The sequence below is a fragment of the Sandaracinobacteroides saxicola genome, assembly GCF_014117445.1.
Taxonomy (GTDB): domain Bacteria; phylum Pseudomonadota; class Alphaproteobacteria; order Sphingomonadales; family Sphingomonadaceae; genus Sandaracinobacteroides_A; species Sandaracinobacteroides_A saxicola.
On record NZ_CP059851.1, the window covers coordinates 2,576,937 to 2,591,453 of the forward strand.

Consider the following 14,517-nt stretch of genomic DNA (forward strand, 5'->3'; position numbering starts at 1 on the left):
GAAAGACCGGCCGTTCCCCGTATTAGCGATTTTTGCCCGCCGCCCCCGATTTTCCTGCCTATTACAGGGAGTGAGGGAGCGTATCATGGCATTGCGTATCAGTCTGAAACCCGGAGAGCGGCTGCTTGTGGACGGCACCTGGCTAAGCAATGCCGGCGGACGGGCTGCAACATTGGCATTCGCGTCGGACGCCAAGGTGCTGCACGGGCGGTCCACCCTGCAGGAGGCCGACGCAACGACGCCAGCCAGCCGGCTCGCCTTCGTTGCGCAACTCGCCTATGTCGACCCCGGCAACATCGCTGCATATCGTGACCTGTTCCTCCAACATATCGAAGGACTTGCACAAGCCATTCAGACGTCGGATGGCCGTGATCTGCTGCTGCGCTGTTCCGAAGCAGCTGCTCGCGGCGACTGGTGGGTTGCGTTTGCGCGTGCGCGGGACCTCCGGGCGTATGAGGCACGGGTGCTTCACGAAAATGCGCGGGCCAAATGACGCCGCTCGATATCATTGCCGACGCCTGTCGCCGGTCGCCGAGAAGCGTGCGCGAGGGCCGTCTGGTGGGTGTCACTGCCCAAGGTGCCACGGCGAGTGGACTCGGTCGCCTGCCAATCGGCAGCCGGGTGCGAATTGTGGCGCCTTTGCAAGACGGTCTGCTTGCAGACATCGTCGGCAGTGACTCTGCTGGCACGCGTCTTGCCTGCCTGGGGTCGACCGACGGATTGGCTCCGGGGGGGCGCATAACGGCCGAGCCGGCCGCATCCCTCCACCCGCACCCCAACTGGCGCGGCCGCATTCTCGACGCCTTCGGCCAAGCGCTAGATGGGCTCGGCCCGCTGGCGCACGGATCACGGGCGTGTCCACTGCGGCGGCCGGCACCCGATGCGGCCGTCCGCCGTGGCTTCGGACCGCGTCTGTCAACCGGGATCCACGCGATCGACTTGTTCGCCCCGCTATGCGAAGGGCAGCGCATAGGTATCTTTGCGGGTTCCGGCGTCGGCAAATCGGTACTGATGAACATGATCGCAGATCGCACGCCGGCCGACGCCATTGTTGTTGGCTTGATTGGCGAACGTGGTCGCGAGCTACGCGCCTTCATCGACGCGATGACCCCGCAGACTCGCTCCCGAACGACCATCGTGATCGCAACCTCGGATAGCGCCGCTGCTGTGCGTCGGGAGGCAGCCTATGCCGCAACCGCGGTTGCCGAAGGATTTGCGGCCCAGGGCATGGTGACACTGCTGTTGATGGACAGTATCACGCGCTTCGCCATGGCCGGCCGGGAGATTGGGCTGGCCGCGGGCGAGCCACCCGCGGTCCGCGGCTTCCCACCCAGCGTTTTTGCGGAACTTCCGCGCTTGCTGGAACGCACCGGGCCGGCCACTGAATCTGCCGCCCCGATCACCGCCATCTATACCGTCCTGGTGGATGGTGGCGATCATGATGAGCCGGTAGCCGACGCCGTCCGCGGCATCCTCGATGGGCATCTTGTCTTGTCGCGCGCGATCGCTGAGCGGGGCCGCCTGCCGGCCATTGACGTGCTTCGATCGGTATCGCGAAGCTTGCCCGAAGCGCATGGCGATGACGAACTTACGCTGATGCGGGAGGCGCGGGGTCTGCTGTCCGACATGGCCGACGTCGAGGCAGTCGTCCGCTTGGGCGCCTACGAACGTGGCAGCAACGCCCGCACGGACCGCGCCATAGCGCTTGCACCCCGCATCGAATCCTTTCTCACCCAGTCGCCACGGCAGCCCTTCGAGCGGTTGCCATTTGCGGCACTTACCGACCTGCTGAAGGAGCAACCCAAAGATGATTAGCACCGAACATGGCCGTGATGCACTGCTGCTGATTGCATCACTCCGCGCCGAAAAGGCAGCTGCAGCTGCGGCGTGCGCGGCCACTGCATATCATGCTGCGCGCCGGGCTTCGACCGAGGCCATGAAGACGCGCGCCGAAGGTCTGGCAGAAGACGTTCAAGCCGCCGCTCGAGATAACTGGTTGAGCCGTGCCACCGATACCGTTCGCCATAGCGCGGCAGCAACGGAAGCAGCTTGCACGACCGCCAGCGCTACTGCCGAGGCCCTCTTGCGGGCCGCGGCACAGGAATCGGCTTTCCAGCAAGTTGTTGCCGAGCTGCGCAAACAGGCATCGCAATTGAAAACGCGGCGCCTGCACGCAGAGATGCTTGATTCGTGGCTAGCGTGCTGACTGGCGTCGCGGCGCGCGATGCTGTCCGCGGGACCAACCGACCACCGCCATCGCCAACGGCGCAGGCGATCCATGCCGATGCCACCAGAGGTCTGTTGACGCGTCTGATAGAGGCAACGACAAGATCAACCGAAGGCGATGGCGCAAGGTTGTTGACCGACCTGCAGCCGATCGCAGCAATGATCGAAGATGCGCGGGACGGTGTCGCCACAATAGCGCAAACTATCCGTGCGACAGTATGGCCGGGGCCTGCACGGAGAGATGCCGATAGCCCGGGGGGTGCCGCACCTGTGCACTATCAGCGGAGTGTCGCTGCGGCCGCCAGTCGTACCGGCATCCCCGCCTCAGTCATCTCCGGCATTATAAATGCCGAAGTTGGGCGGCAACGCTGGGATCCCGCCGCAGCCAACCCTCGCTCCAGCGCGCTCGGTCTCGGTCAGTTTCTGGCTAGCACCTGGCTTTCGGAGGCAGCCCGACCCGGCACCGCTGTTCACGAGCGTGCGCGCGCGCTCGGCATGCTGGACGAATTCGGTAAACCGTTGCTCCGGGCTCGCGCGGCGCTACTGGACCTCCGCCGCGACGGTGCGCTCTCCATTGAGGCGGTGGCGGATTTTGCCCGCGCCAATCTACGCTCGCTGGGTGTTGAGACTGGGGCCGCAACCGGTCGGATCGTCTATCTTGCACACCACCTTGGAATTGGCGACACGCGCCGTTTCCTCGCCAGCGCCCTTCCAGAAGGGCAGGCGCTGCGCTTGCTGACGGCGCAAATCGGCGATGCGCAGGCGCAGGCAGCGCTTCGCCGCCATGGCAGTGCCTCGGCCGCCCATCGCACATGGCTCGAAAGTTTCATCAGCCGCAAGTTCGGCTAAGACATTTAGTAACCGCACGTAAATTCAGTGTATCTAATTGCACCCCGTAGCATAAAAGACGCACAGCATTGGCTGCTATCGCCTGCCTAACCACCGAATGAGTTAATAGTCGCGCCGGCCACCCACTAGCTTTTCTGTACTGCGATCAGCAATTACGGTACTGGCTGGCATCTGTATGCTGTCTACCCAGATGCGCCGATGATGCTCAAGTCGTTTCCAACGTCGGGACGGTCGCGGAGCGCGTGTCGTTGCTTGATAGCGGGCCGTTATGCCGACCCATCATCATTCCTTCGTACCACCATGCGCCAAGCGAAGGCTGCAGGATGTAAGTCGCCACGGGCAGCCGCCGCTGATCCGTCTCCGCCTCTGGTTCCAAGCTGGGATGGATAGAATAAGTCGTCAAATTGGCGTGCCGGATGCGGGTCAGGATCGCCAGTGTCGTCACCCACAGGCCCGCCGCCTCCGTGGCGGGTAGCGGTCGTGTGGCGTAAAGCGCAACGATCAGCCGGTTTCGCATCGCATCGTCCATGGGGTTGAACCGTACTCCGACCCTGTGCGACGACGAATAGACAACGCGGCCGGTAATCCCGCCGACCTGATCCAACTGCAAACAAACCAAGGCTCCATTGGAGAGTCCGTGCGGTTCGGCAAACTGCGCGCCCAGTCCAGACAGTGATACATCTGCCTTTGCCGGTAGCGGAAGGGCCACGCTGTCCATGCCTTGCAGCACGAACCCATCGGAGAGTGGCAAGCGCTCTTCCAGTCGGCGCACTGGCACTTGCAGGCACAGCATGCACATAAGCAAAAGGATCGCAATGTTCAGGCTGCACCAGATTGCCACCATGGGAACCAGCGCGGCCTGTTCAACGATGCGATGGTCTGGGCGAGAATTCACCAGCAGGCCGCCGATAGTCAACAGCACCAGTGCCAGGCCGGCAACGCATATCGCCAGATCGGCACCAGAGGTCGCGGCCCGGCCCTTGGGCGTTACCCTGAAGTCGTGGCCGCGCGGTTTTACCAGCGTGAGCAAAGCAACCGGCAGGATGCGGAAGGCCTGGAACAGGTTTAGAACCTGGGACGCCAGCGGAATATATCGGCCGGGTGCCAGACACGCGAGACCGCCAAGTGCCGCGACCACCATTGGGACCAGATAAGCAATGACAGCTTCGACCGTAACCCCTACCAACGGAGCGATACCGGTCCACAGGAAGATAATGGGAGACAACACCGCGAACAGTGCGGCCAGGCTTTGCGTGAGATAGTGCGTCGGCAGAAATGCCAAGCGAGCAATCAGGCTCAAACCGTGTCCAAGTGGCCCTTCACGCAGATGCAGGATTTGAATTCCGCCCTGCGCCCAGCGCTGCCGTTGCACGAAAAATGCACTGACCGATTCCGGCGCAAGTCCGAAGGCCAGCGGTTCGTTCAAATAGCGCGTGACGAAGCCTTTGCGCAAGGCCGCGATCGTTAGCAGCATGTCTTCGGTAATCGATCCTTCGGGCAGTTGCCCTCCGATGGATTCAAACAGACTTCGCCGTGTGATAGAATTTGAACCGCAACAGAATGCCGTATTCCAACCATCCCGACCCGGCATGATCGTTTCGAAGAAAAATCGCTGATCATCCGGTAACGCCGCTCTCAGGCCAAGATTGTGCTGCAGTGGATCGCTATTGTAAAAACTGTGGGGCACCTGCACGATACCGACTGTTGGATCCTCAAAGAATCCGACCGTCCGCCACAGGAAATTGCGTTGCGGGATGAAATCGGCATCCAGCACCATCACCAGATTGGCGTGCGTATGTACAAGCGCATGATTGATGTTTCCGGCCTTGGCGCCGCGATTGTCAGGCCGGGTGATATAGCCGGCCCCATTGTCAGCACATAAATCCCGCAGCCATGCGCGGCGGCCATCGTCCAGCACCCATATTCGCGCATCGGGCCAGTCCATCGCCAGCGCTCCGACAATTGTCTTCTCGATTACCTCTCTCTGCTCATCATAGGTAGTTATGAACACGTCCACGCTTGGTAGGTTGGCCTGCGGCTGCCGCCGCAATTTTTCCTCTTGCGCCGTGGCAGCAACACTATTGCAGCGTGGCCGCGACAGCAGGATGTGGAGAATGATGGCATCGGCGAAGGCCAGCAACTCGATTCCCAGGATCAGCCACACCCAAGCCTGCTGCATGCCGATGCCGTCCGGAAGTGTCGTACCGATGCGCCAATAGAGGTAGATAGCCATGGTCAGCCAAACAGTGCCAATGATCCCTGTACGAGACCGCACGACATGGGTGAAGACAAACAGGCTTGCCACCACCAATGCCAGCGGCGTCCATAACATTAAATCGTCCAGTCCGCCGGCTGCTGACATGGTATACGTCAATCGAAACGGCTTAGGCGAACTTCCGCGAGCCGTCCGATATCACAGCCAGACGATCCATTGCTCGTCTCTGCCGTGGAGGAAATAGCAACCTTGACGATTACTTCGCGATCGCCCGGCTCTGATAGCGGTGCCGCCGCCAGCAGTGTGGTGTCCGTTCGTGCCGCAGCGCCGGACAGTCGGGTGATCCGACCTTCGATCCAATCGCGGGTCCCCACTAATCTGATCAGTGCGCGGCCGCCCGGATCGATTGCTGCGGCACGCCGCTCCGGAAGCGATACGTCTACAAAGCGGCGACGACAGTCGGCGATGTCCAGGACCGGAGCGCCGGCAACCACGGCCGTCCCAGGACGCGCATGGATGGCCCAGGTGACGGTGTTGGCGGGCAGCAGGACGGTCGCTCGATCCTGCGCGATCAAAAGCCGGCGTGTCAGCGCATCGCGCCGAGAGACGGCCTCGACCAATCTCGCCTCTGCCTGCCGCATCTCGGCTCGCAAACGATCACGCTGCTGCGTGGAATAAGGCTGGTCATTAGCGCTTCTGTCGATGAGGACGCGCTCGCGCACGGCTCGCAAGGCGGCCGCCGCCTTGGTGTTGTCACTTGCGGTCATACCGCACTCGGCGCCGGCGCGCGCAACCTCCGCATCTGCGCGTTCCTGCTGTGCATCGGTTGCAAATCCCGCCGTTTGCAATTGCCTTATCCGGGCGGCGAGCGCGAGGGCCTGCCGCAATTGAGTCTGACACGCGGCGGACGCGCTGGCCATCCGTGCGACCTCGGCTTCCGCTGAAACGGCGGCGGCGCGAAAAACAGCTGCCTCGCGCTGAGCCAGCTGCCGATCCTCATGGGCCATCGCCGCAAGTTGACGTCGTAACAATGTTATTGTCGCGCCAGCCTCTTCGATTTGAACTGCTGTAGCGCCCAGCTGCCCGGAATGCGTTGAAAAATTCATCAGTTTCAGGCTGACAGGTTTGGTGTTTACACTTCCGGCTGATGGCAGCAACGCGACGGTTCCATCAAATGGCGCGATATGGCGTGTGAGCGGTGCGTTGACGGCGGCCTTCGTCCCCACATCACTGGTGAGATAAGGATGAAACGCGAAGCCAGCCGTCAATATGATAAAACTGACCGCGACCAGCCGTGCGCCGCGATGGCGGAGGGCATTTTCGATCATCAGGGCGACACTCATCACCCGTTATAGACGGGGATAGCGCCGTGTTTTCTAGTTTCCGTCATTCATGCACTGGGCGACCTGGCAGCCAAGGAAACTGCTAAAGCGAGACATTGTGCAGCCGTTGATCCGTTTGAACCACGCGGAGGAAATGGGTGTGTCGGCTATAGCGCAACAACCGGTTGGGTTTGCAGCCTCCTTCGGCACGGTGGGCCGCAGGTCGCTGGCATTATCAGCCAACGATGACACCGATGGCGAGATGATATTCGACGGAGATCATGATTCCGGCCTTCGCCGCGCCGATGCTGAAGTCATGCGATGGGCGGGACTGTTGCTTATTTGCGGACTGGCGACTGTCCTATTCGGCGTCGTTGAAACGCTAACGCCTGCAAGGGTGAACGGTGGGTCGGTCGCTGCTGCATTCTCCTCGATGACAATAACATTTAGCAGCGCTGCTTTCACAGCTCTCGCCGTGGGTACGATCGTGAGCCTGTGTGCGGGGCTGTCAATTGCACGCGCTATCCGATCGAGCATGCACCAAAATTGCAGCGGTCGAACCCAATTGGTCATCCACCTTATACAGGCTCTTCAGGTTAGCATTCGCCGCATCCGATCCGATAACCAAGTGGAAATTGCGTATCGGGAATCGCACAACTTGATTTTGACTGCGATGTTGTCACTTCGTCCTATGACGTTTTATGGTAGTTTTGGCGCATTCCTTGGCTGGTACAATCTGACTCGCTCCAAACATACAAATCATGAATGGCTTATAGACCTCGATAGACAATTAGAGGAGGTTATATCAAAATTAAACCGCTTGATAAGTGAATACTAAACATCTTATGAGCAAAGTGATAAATTTTATCTACAGTTAGACTCTATTTATGTTTATCCTATTAGAGGCGTTTAGTTCTGTGGTATATGAAATTGTGGATCATATCTCGAAGAAAATACACCCCATCTGGAGGCCACCATCTGATCTTTCGTCTGTCACGATTGTCGGCCCCAATCTGGCCACATATTCCGTCCAAGTTCGCGCCATCAACGAGGCCGCTAGGCTCAGGACCTATTAAATCGCTTGCGCAGGTGGCCTTCGGTTGATTCAATGGCGGCGCTGAGGAGGCGCTGCGATTGTCTGATCTGTGGTTGTTGAGCGAGGCGCAGATGCGTCGGATCGAGCCGTATTTTCCATTGTCGCATGGCATCCCGCGGGTCGATGATCGCCGGATCGTCAGCGGCATCATCTTCGTGATCAGGAACGGGCTGCGCTGGCGAGATGCGCCTGCCGGTTACGGCCCGCACAAGACCATCTACAACCGGTTCATTCGCTGGAGCCGCCTGGGCGTGTTCAACTGCATCTTCGCCGCGCTTGCCGCCAAGGGCGGGAAGCCCGATCGGCTGATGATCGATGCCACACATCTCAAGGCACATCGCACGGCAGCGAGCCTGCTAAAAAAGGGGCTCTACCCCGACGTATCGGACGCACCAAAGGCGGGTTGAACTCCAAGCTCCACGCGGTCTGTGACGGCAATGGCCGCCCGTTGATCATGCTGCTCAGCGAAGGGCAGATGAGCGATTACAAAGGGGCGGCCTTGATGATCGATGCCTTCCCCAGAGCCAAGACGTTGCTGGCCGACCGGGGATACGATGCCGACTGGTTCCCTCACGCTTTGGCTGAGCGTGGCATCGCCGCCTGCATCCCGTCGAAGACCAACCGAAAAGTGCCTATCCCGCATGACACCGCCCTCTACCGCCAGCGTCACAAGGTCGAGAACATGTTCGGAAAACTCAAGGACTGGCGCCGCATCCACACCCGTTACGACCGCTGCGCCCACACCTTCATGTCCGCCATCTGCATCGCCGCAACCGTCATCTTCTGGCTGCCTCAATGAGTCCTGAGCCTAGCCAGCGTAAATGCCCGTGCTCGTCGAAAGGAGGGAGTTCAACTACAGAGCCGATTTATTGGACAGACAACGGCTTGGTCGCAAAGCCTGTCCCGTATCTTAAGTTATTTCCAAATCGATTTGCCCATAACTACCATATTGGAATTGTCGGCTCTATCGCTACCGCGAGCAACCTGCTCATAACCTCTGAAATCCCCAACCCTTTGATTCAGGATGTCACTTTTTTCAACGAACCTTCCAAAATCCTACAAACCACATCCGCCGTCACCTCCGGTTTTACCCGGAACCTATTCCGCACATGCTTCATTGAATGACCCTCTGCGCGTCCAAGCCCCTGCCCAGGTAGCGGGAGAGGCGATCTGCGTCAGCGAGTTGGACAGGCTCTTATCATCTACGCCATGCCCGGACGATCGTACTGCGCGGCGAAGCGGCGCGAACCCGAGCGGCGATGCGCGTTACAAAATGAAAAGAAGAAAAAGAATAAAAAGTGGCAAAGCTAGCTTGTCGGATATGATGATTGGCAAAGCCCCCGCACGCCGGCCAGACACTGCGGCGAATCTGAAAATAGCGCTATGAGCTATTTTCAGCCGCCTTCGGCCAGCAACCATCCCACCAGCGCCCTGACCTTCGGCTGCCGCCACTGCGGCGCCGGCGCGCACAGCCAGAAATCGTCGCTGGTCGGCATCGCCGCACCACGCTCCGCCAGCAGCCCGTCCGCCAGGGCCGAAGCGGCCAGCGTGCGCGGCACCCGCGCCATTCCCAGACCCGCCAGCGCCGCATCCAGCGCGGCGCCCGCATGGTCCACGATCAGCCGCGGCGACCCTTCTTCCTGCGTCCACGCCGCCTCCGGCGAGCCGATCGGCAGCGGCGCCGCCAGCCCCGGCGCCGCCACCGTCACCAGTTCCTCCTCGGCGATCTTGCGCCCATGCACCCCTTCCGCATCGGGCGGCGGGCCATAGATCAGCGCCAGGTCCAGGTTCGCCTGGGTGAAATCCACCATCCCGTCCACTAGGCTCAGCCGCACGCTCAGCCCCTCCTGGCCGTCCAGCCAGCGCGCCAGCCGCGGCAACAGCCAGAAGCGCGCCGAGCGCGTGCACGCCATCGTCAGCACCAGCGAACCCTGCCCCGCCTGCAACGTCCGCACCGTCTCCTCGAACAGGTTGAACCCCTCCCGCAGGCTCGGCAGCGCGCTTTCCGCCTCCGGCGTCAGCTCCAGCCCCCGCGTCGTCCGCCGGAACAGGATCACCCCCAGCAATTCCTCCAGCGCCCGGATCTGCTGCCCCACCGCCGCCGGCGTCACCGCCAGGTCATCCGCCGCCTTGGTGAAAGACAGATGCCGCGCCGCCGCATCGAACACGCGCAGGGCATTCAGCGGGAGCAGGGTTCGCTTCACGGCCGGCTCAGTTCGCCAGCCGCCGCGCCGCCGGAGACACCAGCGCAAACGCCGGGATCACCACCTCGAATGCCCCGCCATCCGCGTCCACCATGCCATAGCTGCCCGCCATGTGCCCCTGCGGCGTCTCCAGCGGGCAGCCGCTGACATAGTCATGCGCTCCGCCCGGCGGAATCACCGGCTGCTCCCCGACCACGCCGTCGCCCCGCACCTCCTGCCGACGACCCCTGCCATCGGTGATCACCCAGTGCCGCGTCAGCAGCTGCACCGGCGCCGCGCCATGATTTTCGATCCGGATATGGTAACTCCAGGCCCAATGCCCCCGCTCGGGCGCCGACTGGTCCGCCAGATAGTGCGGCTTCACCCGCACCGTCACGCCCCGCGTCGTCGCCTCCGCGTCGAAGAAGGCCGCCAGGCTCACAGCCCCACGCTCCGCAGCGCCTGGTCCAGGTCCTCGATCACATCCGCCGGATCCTCCAGCCCCACCGACAGCCGCAACATCCCCTCGGTAATCCCCATCTCCGTCCGCACCTCCTCCGCGACGCTGTAATGCGTCGTGCTCGCCGGGTGCGTCATCAGCGTGCGCGAATCCCCCACATTGTTGCTGATGTCCACCAGCCGCAGCGCATCCAGCACCCCATGCGCCTCGCGGCGGCCTCCCTCCAGGAACAGCGCCAATATGGTTCCGCCACCGCTCATCTGCGCCATCGCCAGCGCATGCTGCGGATGGCTCGCCAGCCCCGGATACAGCGTCCGCACCCGCCCCTCCAGAAAGCGCGCCACCTCAAGCGCATTTTGATCCGCCCGCCGCACCCGCAGCTCCAGCGTCTCCAGCGATTTCAGCACCACCCAGGCATTGAACGGCGACAGGTTCGGCCCGGTGTGGCGCGCAAATGGCAGATACACGTCATCCATCCACTGCTGGCTGCCGACCACCGCACCCGCCAGCACCCGCCCCTGCCCATCAAGCAGCTTGGTCGCCGAGTATGCCACCACGTCGGCGCCATGCTCCATCGGCCGCTGCAACACGGGGGAGGCAAAGGCATTGTCCACGATGCTCAGCAGGCCATGGTCGCGTGCCATCCCGCACACCGCCTTCAGGTCGCAGAGGTCTAGCGTCGGATTGGCCGGCGTCTCCACGAAAAACGCCTTCGTGTTCGGCCTGATCGCCGCCTTGAAGGCGTCCGGGTCGCGCGCATCCACGGTCGTCGTCTCCACGCCGAAGCGCGGCAGGATCGTATCCACCAGCACCCGGCACGATCCGAACAGCGCCCGCCCCGCCACCAGATGGTCGCCGGCGGACAGGCTGCTCATCAGCGCCGCGGTCATCGCCGCCATGCCGGTCGCCGTCGCCCGCGCCGCCTCGCCGCCCTCCAGCAGCGCCAGCCGCTCCTCCAGCATGGCGACCGTCGGGTTCTGCAAGCGGCTGTAGGTCATGCCCGGCCGGTCGCCCCGGAACCGCGCCGCCACCTCCTCGGCATTGTCGTAACTGTACCCGCTGGTCAGGAACAGCGCCTCGCTCGTCTCCCCCACATCGCTGCGCATCGTGCCACCGCGCACCGCCTGCGTCGCGGGGCGCCAGTGGCGGGTGATGCTGCGGTCCTGGCCGGTGCGGTTCTTCATGCCGCCGCTTTGCCGCACCCTGTCAAAGCCATCAAGTGCGCCCCTCTCGACGCGCGCCTCCTGAACCCCTATTTCAGCAGGAGAGCATGTTCCGATCTGGTGGAATCACCAGCATCGGAAAGCCATGCGGCAAAACAAAAAGACAGAGCGGCCGATCTGACGACGTGAGATCGAGACTGTCTCCAGAGGAGATCGACATGCGCAAGACGGCCCTGACCTTCGGAGCAGCCACCGCCATCACCATCGGCGTCGCCACCGCGCTCGGCGCCTTCAGCGGCACGGCAACCGCGCAGGCCACCGCGCCCAGATCCGCCTTCGATTTCACCATGACCCGTATCGACGGCAAACCGCTGCCGCTCGCGCAATATCGCGGCAAGGTCATGCTGGTCGTCAACACCGCCAGCTTCTGCGGCTTCACCCCGCAATATGAAGGCCTGCAAAAAATCCAGACGAAATATGCCGCGAAGGGCTTCACCGTGCTCGGCGTGCCCAGCGGCGATTTCATGGGCCAGGAATATGACGACAACGGCAAGATCAAGGAGTTCTGCGAGACCAAGTTCGGCATCAATTTCCCGATGGCGGAAAAGGCCGTCGTCACCGGCGCGAAGGCCGCACCCTTCTACCAATGGGCCCGGACCCAGATCAGTGAAAACAATGTCCCCAAATGGAACTTCCACAAATTCCTCGTCGGGAAGGACGGCCGGATCATCGCCGGTTTCGGCAGCCGCACCACGCCTGAATCGCCCGAGATGACGAAGGCGATCGAAGCGGCGCTGAAGGCCTGACATGCGCGCGCTGCTCCCCGTCGCCGCGCTGCTCACGCTGGCCGCCTGCGGGGACAAGCCCGCGCCGCCGCCCGAGCCGTTGAAGGGCGGCAAGGCGGCGCCGGGCGAGGGCATCCGCCACATGTTCTACGCCTGCGCCGATGGCACCAAGGCGCAGGCGTCGTACGGCCGCAACGCCGCCGGGCAGGCGAACGTCACCCTCACCTTCCGCGGCAAGACCGGCCAGCTCACCGAATTCCCCGCCGCCTCCGGCGCTAAATATAGCGCCGAGAACCTGCTCGAGCCTGACAAACTGCTGATCTGGTGGGAAAAGAACGGCGAGGCGACGGTCATGGAATCGCTCCTGGACGACAGCGCCAAGCCCGAGGACGCCAGGACCCTCACCACCTGCAAACTCACGGCACCGCCGGCATAACCCTCAATCGCGTCAGCTTTTCAGGATTGCGCAGGCCATAGATGGCGGTGATCCGCCGGCCATCGCTGTCCACCGACCAGAGCGAGTCCAGCACGCCCTCCCGCACGATGGCAATCGCCGGCGCATCGTTCCACAGCATCGGGCGCCACTCGTCCGCGTCCGCGTTCTTCGCCGACAGTCCCAGCAGCAATCGCGTCACCGCGGTCGCGCCATGAATGACATTGCGCGCCGCCAGCGCCTTGCCCCCGCCATCGCTCACCAGCCGCACATCCTCCGCCAGGGTCGCCACCAGCCCGACGGGGTCGGCACGGGTGACCGCTGCGGCGAAGCGCTGCATCAGCGCCACCTCCTCGCCCGGCGCGACCGCGAAACGCGGCCGCTCATCGGCGATCGCGCGGCGCGCCCGTGCCAGATGCTGCCGTGCCGCCGCCGGCGAGCTGCCGAGGATCGCGGCCACCTCATCGTGCGGCAGGTCGAACACGTCATGCAGCAGCAGCGCCACCCGCTGCGCCGGTGTCAGCCGCTCCAGCATCAGCATGAAGGCCAGCCGCAGGCTCGCCGCCAGTTCGGGCGTGTCCCCGCCAGTTTCGCCCGGCGCCGGCTCGGGCAACCAGGGGCCTGGATAGGGCCGGCGCCGCCGGGCGCGCAGCCGGTCGATCGCCGCATTGGTCGCCGTCCGCACCAGCCACGCCTCCGCATTGGCCACCACCGCCGGATCGACCTGAAGCCAGGCCAGCGCCGCATCCTGCACACTGTCCTCGGCATCGGCCACCGATCCGGTGATGCGATAGGCCAGCGCGAACAGCCGCGGATGCAGGCGAAGCAGCGGGTCGGTCAGCACAGGTCGTCGAACCGCGCCAGGCTGCACGGCCCGCCCAGGCCCAGGCCCCGCTTGATCGCCGGATAGACGCGCACCGTCGCCGCCGCCAGCGCAAGCTCCGTGCGGACATCGCGTCCCAACTGTCGCTCGATCCTGTCGCCCAGCATCGCGGCCTCGGGGTCGGACGCCGACACCGCCCGGCCGAACGCATGGACAAGCTCCTCGTCACCCACCAGTTTGCCGTCGAGCGCAGCGCGCAGTCGCTCGGGCGGGACACCCTCTGCCAAGGCCATTTTCAACGCAATCCGCGTGCAGGGGCCGCAATCCTCCACCATCACCGCCCCCAGCCGAACCAGCGCGAACAGCAGCGGCGGCGTGCGGCGGCGATAGCTGGCCAGCGGAAAAAACGCCGCCAGCCGCGCAAAGGCCCCGCGGCCCAGCGCCGCGACCTCGCGCATCCATCGCATGTCCTCGCGCATCCGGCGTTCAGCCGCCGCCACAACCGCATCCCGGATCATGCCGGCCGCCGCAGACTGTGCAGCGTCACCGCCGCGGCCAGCAGCGCCGGCAGCGTCACGCCGGGGAAATCACGCGGGATCGCTTCCACGCCGCAGATGCCCACGGCCACCTCGGCCCCGTGAAACAACGCATGCCCCGCCAGCCAGGCGGTCGCGGTGCCGAAGGCCAGCGGACGCTGCGCCGCGCTGAACAGCCCCACCAGAAACAGCCCGCCGGAAATCACATAGATGATGCCGATGTCGCGGATGAAATGCGCGTTGAAGCCGCCCGTCCCGACAACCCCCGGCGTGTTGAACCAGAAATGCAGCGGCGCCGCCAACTGATAGCCGCCCACCCCCAGGCAGAAAAGCGCCAGCAACGCGGCGACGGTTCGTGCGATCAGCGTCATCACCCCCTCCTTCACCGCCATAGACGCGGCAGGCACCCGGTCTGTGACAGCAGGT

Annotated in this window: 16 protein-coding genes and 1 pseudogene; 9 read left to right on the forward strand and 8 right to left on the reverse strand. The window is 63.3% G+C overall.

Annotated elements, in window-relative coordinates; all coding sequences use genetic code 11:
* The first annotated feature begins 85 nt into the window (after positions 1 to 85).
* The 4 genes from H3309_RS12965 (at position 86) to H3309_RS12980 (ending at position 3,075) form a co-directional block, all read left to right on the forward strand.
* Positions 86 to 493: a flagellar biosynthesis repressor FlbT gene (locus H3309_RS12965; RefSeq protein WP_182295104.1), complete on the forward strand. Its 408-nt coding sequence runs from the start codon at positions 86 to 88 to the stop codon at positions 491 to 493.
* The gene (locus H3309_RS12970) at positions 490 to 1,815 is read left to right on the forward strand and encodes a FliI/YscN family ATPase (RefSeq protein ID WP_182295105.1); all 1,326 of its coding nucleotides are present in this window, start codon (positions 490 to 492) and stop codon (positions 1,813 to 1,815) included. The genes H3309_RS12965 and H3309_RS12970 overlap by 4 nt, the downstream gene beginning before the upstream one ends.
* Complete coding sequence (locus tag H3309_RS12975) at positions 1,808 to 2,206, forward strand: hypothetical protein (protein ID WP_182295106.1); 399 nt, start codon at positions 1,808 to 1,810, stop codon at positions 2,204 to 2,206. The genes H3309_RS12970 and H3309_RS12975 overlap by 8 nt, the downstream gene beginning before the upstream one ends.
* Before the next feature lie 152 nt (positions 2,207 to 2,358).
* Positions 2,359 to 3,075 (forward strand): hypothetical protein, encoded by a 717-nt coding sequence (locus tag H3309_RS12980; RefSeq protein ID WP_182295107.1) that lies wholly within the window; start codon positions 2,359 to 2,361, stop codon positions 3,073 to 3,075.
* A 205-nt stretch (positions 3,076 to 3,280) separates the two neighbouring features.
* On the opposite strand, the gene H3309_RS12985 is transcribed toward H3309_RS12980, so the two are convergent.
* Both H3309_RS12985 and H3309_RS12990 read right to left on the reverse strand, forming a co-directional pair.
* Positions 3,281 to 5,449, reverse strand: coding sequence for a glycosyltransferase (locus H3309_RS12985; RefSeq protein WP_182295108.1), 2,169 nt, complete (start codon positions 5,447 to 5,449; stop codon positions 3,281 to 3,283).
* Positions 5,446 to 6,633: an HlyD family efflux transporter periplasmic adaptor subunit gene (locus H3309_RS12990; protein ID WP_182295109.1), complete on the reverse strand. Its 1,188-nt coding sequence runs from the start codon at positions 6,631 to 6,633 to the stop codon at positions 5,446 to 5,448. Before H3309_RS12990 ends, H3309_RS12985 begins: the two co-directional genes overlap by 4 nt.
* 106 nt (positions 6,634 to 6,739) lie before the next feature.
* Here H3309_RS12990 and H3309_RS12995 point away from each other — a divergent pair, with 106 nt between their 5' ends.
* From H3309_RS12995 to H3309_RS13000, 3 genes and pseudogenes are all read left to right on the forward strand, one after another.
* A complete protein-coding gene (locus H3309_RS12995; protein ID WP_182295110.1) occupies positions 6,740 to 7,450 on the forward strand; it encodes a hypothetical protein in 711 nt (236 codons plus the stop codon).
* A gap of 329 nt (positions 7,451 to 7,779) precedes the next feature.
* Positions 7,780 to 7,914, forward strand: a pseudogene (locus H3309_RS17825) (transposase); the annotation flags it as partial.
* A gap of 53 nt (positions 7,915 to 7,967) precedes the next feature.
* Complete coding sequence (locus H3309_RS13000; protein ID WP_398400313.1) at positions 7,968 to 8,507, forward strand: IS5 family transposase; 540 nt, start codon at positions 7,968 to 7,970, stop codon at positions 8,505 to 8,507.
* A gap of 595 nt (positions 8,508 to 9,102) precedes the next feature.
* Here H3309_RS13000 and H3309_RS13005 read toward each other — a convergent pair.
* From H3309_RS13005 to H3309_RS13015, 3 genes are read right to left on the reverse strand one after another with little or no spacing between them, the layout of a single operon-like run.
* Positions 9,103 to 9,912, reverse strand: a complete 810-nt coding sequence (locus H3309_RS13005) for a LysR family transcriptional regulator (protein ID WP_182295112.1) — start codon at positions 9,910 to 9,912, stop codon at positions 9,103 to 9,105.
* Between the two features lie 7 nt (positions 9,913 to 9,919).
* Positions 9,920 to 10,327, reverse strand: a complete 408-nt coding sequence (gene apaG / locus H3309_RS13010; RefSeq protein ID WP_182298748.1) for a Co2+/Mg2+ efflux protein ApaG — start codon at positions 10,325 to 10,327, stop codon at positions 9,920 to 9,922.
* 2 nt (positions 10,328 to 10,329) lie between these two features.
* Complete coding sequence (locus H3309_RS13015; RefSeq protein WP_182295113.1) at positions 10,330 to 11,535, reverse strand: trans-sulfuration enzyme family protein; 1,206 nt, start codon at positions 11,533 to 11,535, stop codon at positions 10,330 to 10,332.
* A gap of 197 nt (positions 11,536 to 11,732) precedes the next feature.
* On the opposite strand from H3309_RS13015, the gene H3309_RS13020 reads away from it, so the two are divergent.
* On the forward strand, positions 11,733 to 12,320 hold the full coding sequence (locus H3309_RS13020) for a glutathione peroxidase (RefSeq protein WP_182295114.1): 588 nt from the start codon (positions 11,733 to 11,735) through the stop codon (positions 12,318 to 12,320).
* 1 nt (position 12,321) lies between these two features.
* Entirely contained in the window at positions 12,322 to 12,735 is a 414-nt protein-coding gene (locus tag H3309_RS13025) for an MliC family protein (RefSeq protein WP_182295115.1), read from the forward strand.
* Here H3309_RS13025 and H3309_RS13030 read toward each other — a convergent pair.
* From H3309_RS13030 to H3309_RS13040, 3 genes are read right to left on the reverse strand one after another with little or no spacing between them, the layout of a single operon-like run.
* Complete coding sequence (locus tag H3309_RS13030) at positions 12,716 to 13,576, reverse strand: sigma-70 family RNA polymerase sigma factor (protein ID WP_182295116.1); 861 nt, start codon at positions 13,574 to 13,576, stop codon at positions 12,716 to 12,718. The genes H3309_RS13025 and H3309_RS13030 overlap by 20 nt on opposite strands.
* Complete coding sequence (locus H3309_RS13035; RefSeq protein ID WP_182295117.1) at positions 13,570 to 14,073, reverse strand: hypothetical protein; 504 nt, start codon at positions 14,071 to 14,073, stop codon at positions 13,570 to 13,572. Before H3309_RS13035 ends, H3309_RS13030 begins: the two co-directional genes overlap by 7 nt.
* Positions 14,070 to 14,462 (reverse strand): hypothetical protein, encoded by a 393-nt coding sequence (locus tag H3309_RS13040; RefSeq protein ID WP_182295118.1) that lies wholly within the window; start codon positions 14,460 to 14,462, stop codon positions 14,070 to 14,072. The genes H3309_RS13035 and H3309_RS13040 overlap by 4 nt, the downstream gene beginning before the upstream one ends.
* Positions 14,463 to 14,517 lie beyond the last annotated feature (55 nt).

Bases quoted from the DNA above. Each gene is read 5' to 3' on its own strand.
- H3309_RS12965 (WP_182295104.1), top strand. From the start codon at position 86: ATGGCATTGCGTATCAGTCTGAAACCCGGAGAGCGGCTGCTTGTGGAC.
- H3309_RS12970 (WP_182295105.1), top strand. From the start codon at position 490: ATGACGCCGCTCGATATCATTGCCGACGCCTGTCGCCGGTCGCCGAGA.
- H3309_RS12975 (WP_182295106.1), top strand. From the start codon at position 1,808: ATGATTAGCACCGAACATGGCCGTGATGCACTGCTGCTGATTGCATCA.
- H3309_RS12990 (WP_182295109.1), bottom strand. From the start codon at position 6,633: ATGAGTGTCGCCCTGATGATCGAAAATGCCCTCCGCCATCGCGGCGCA.
- H3309_RS13015 (WP_182295113.1), bottom strand. From the start codon at position 11,535: ATGAAGAACCGCACCGGCCAGGACCGCAGCATCACCCGCCACTGGCGC.
- H3309_RS13020 (WP_182295114.1), top strand. From the start codon at position 11,733: ATGCGCAAGACGGCCCTGACCTTCGGAGCAGCCACCGCCATCACCATC.
- H3309_RS13025 (WP_182295115.1), top strand. From the start codon at position 12,322: ATGCGCGCGCTGCTCCCCGTCGCCGCGCTGCTCACGCTGGCCGCCTGC.
- H3309_RS13035 (WP_182295117.1), bottom strand. From the start codon at position 14,073: ATGATCCGGGATGCGGTTGTGGCGGCGGCTGAACGCCGGATGCGCGAG.
- H3309_RS13040 (WP_182295118.1), bottom strand. From the start codon at position 14,462: ATGACGCTGATCGCACGAACCGTCGCCGCGTTGCTGGCGCTTTTCTGC.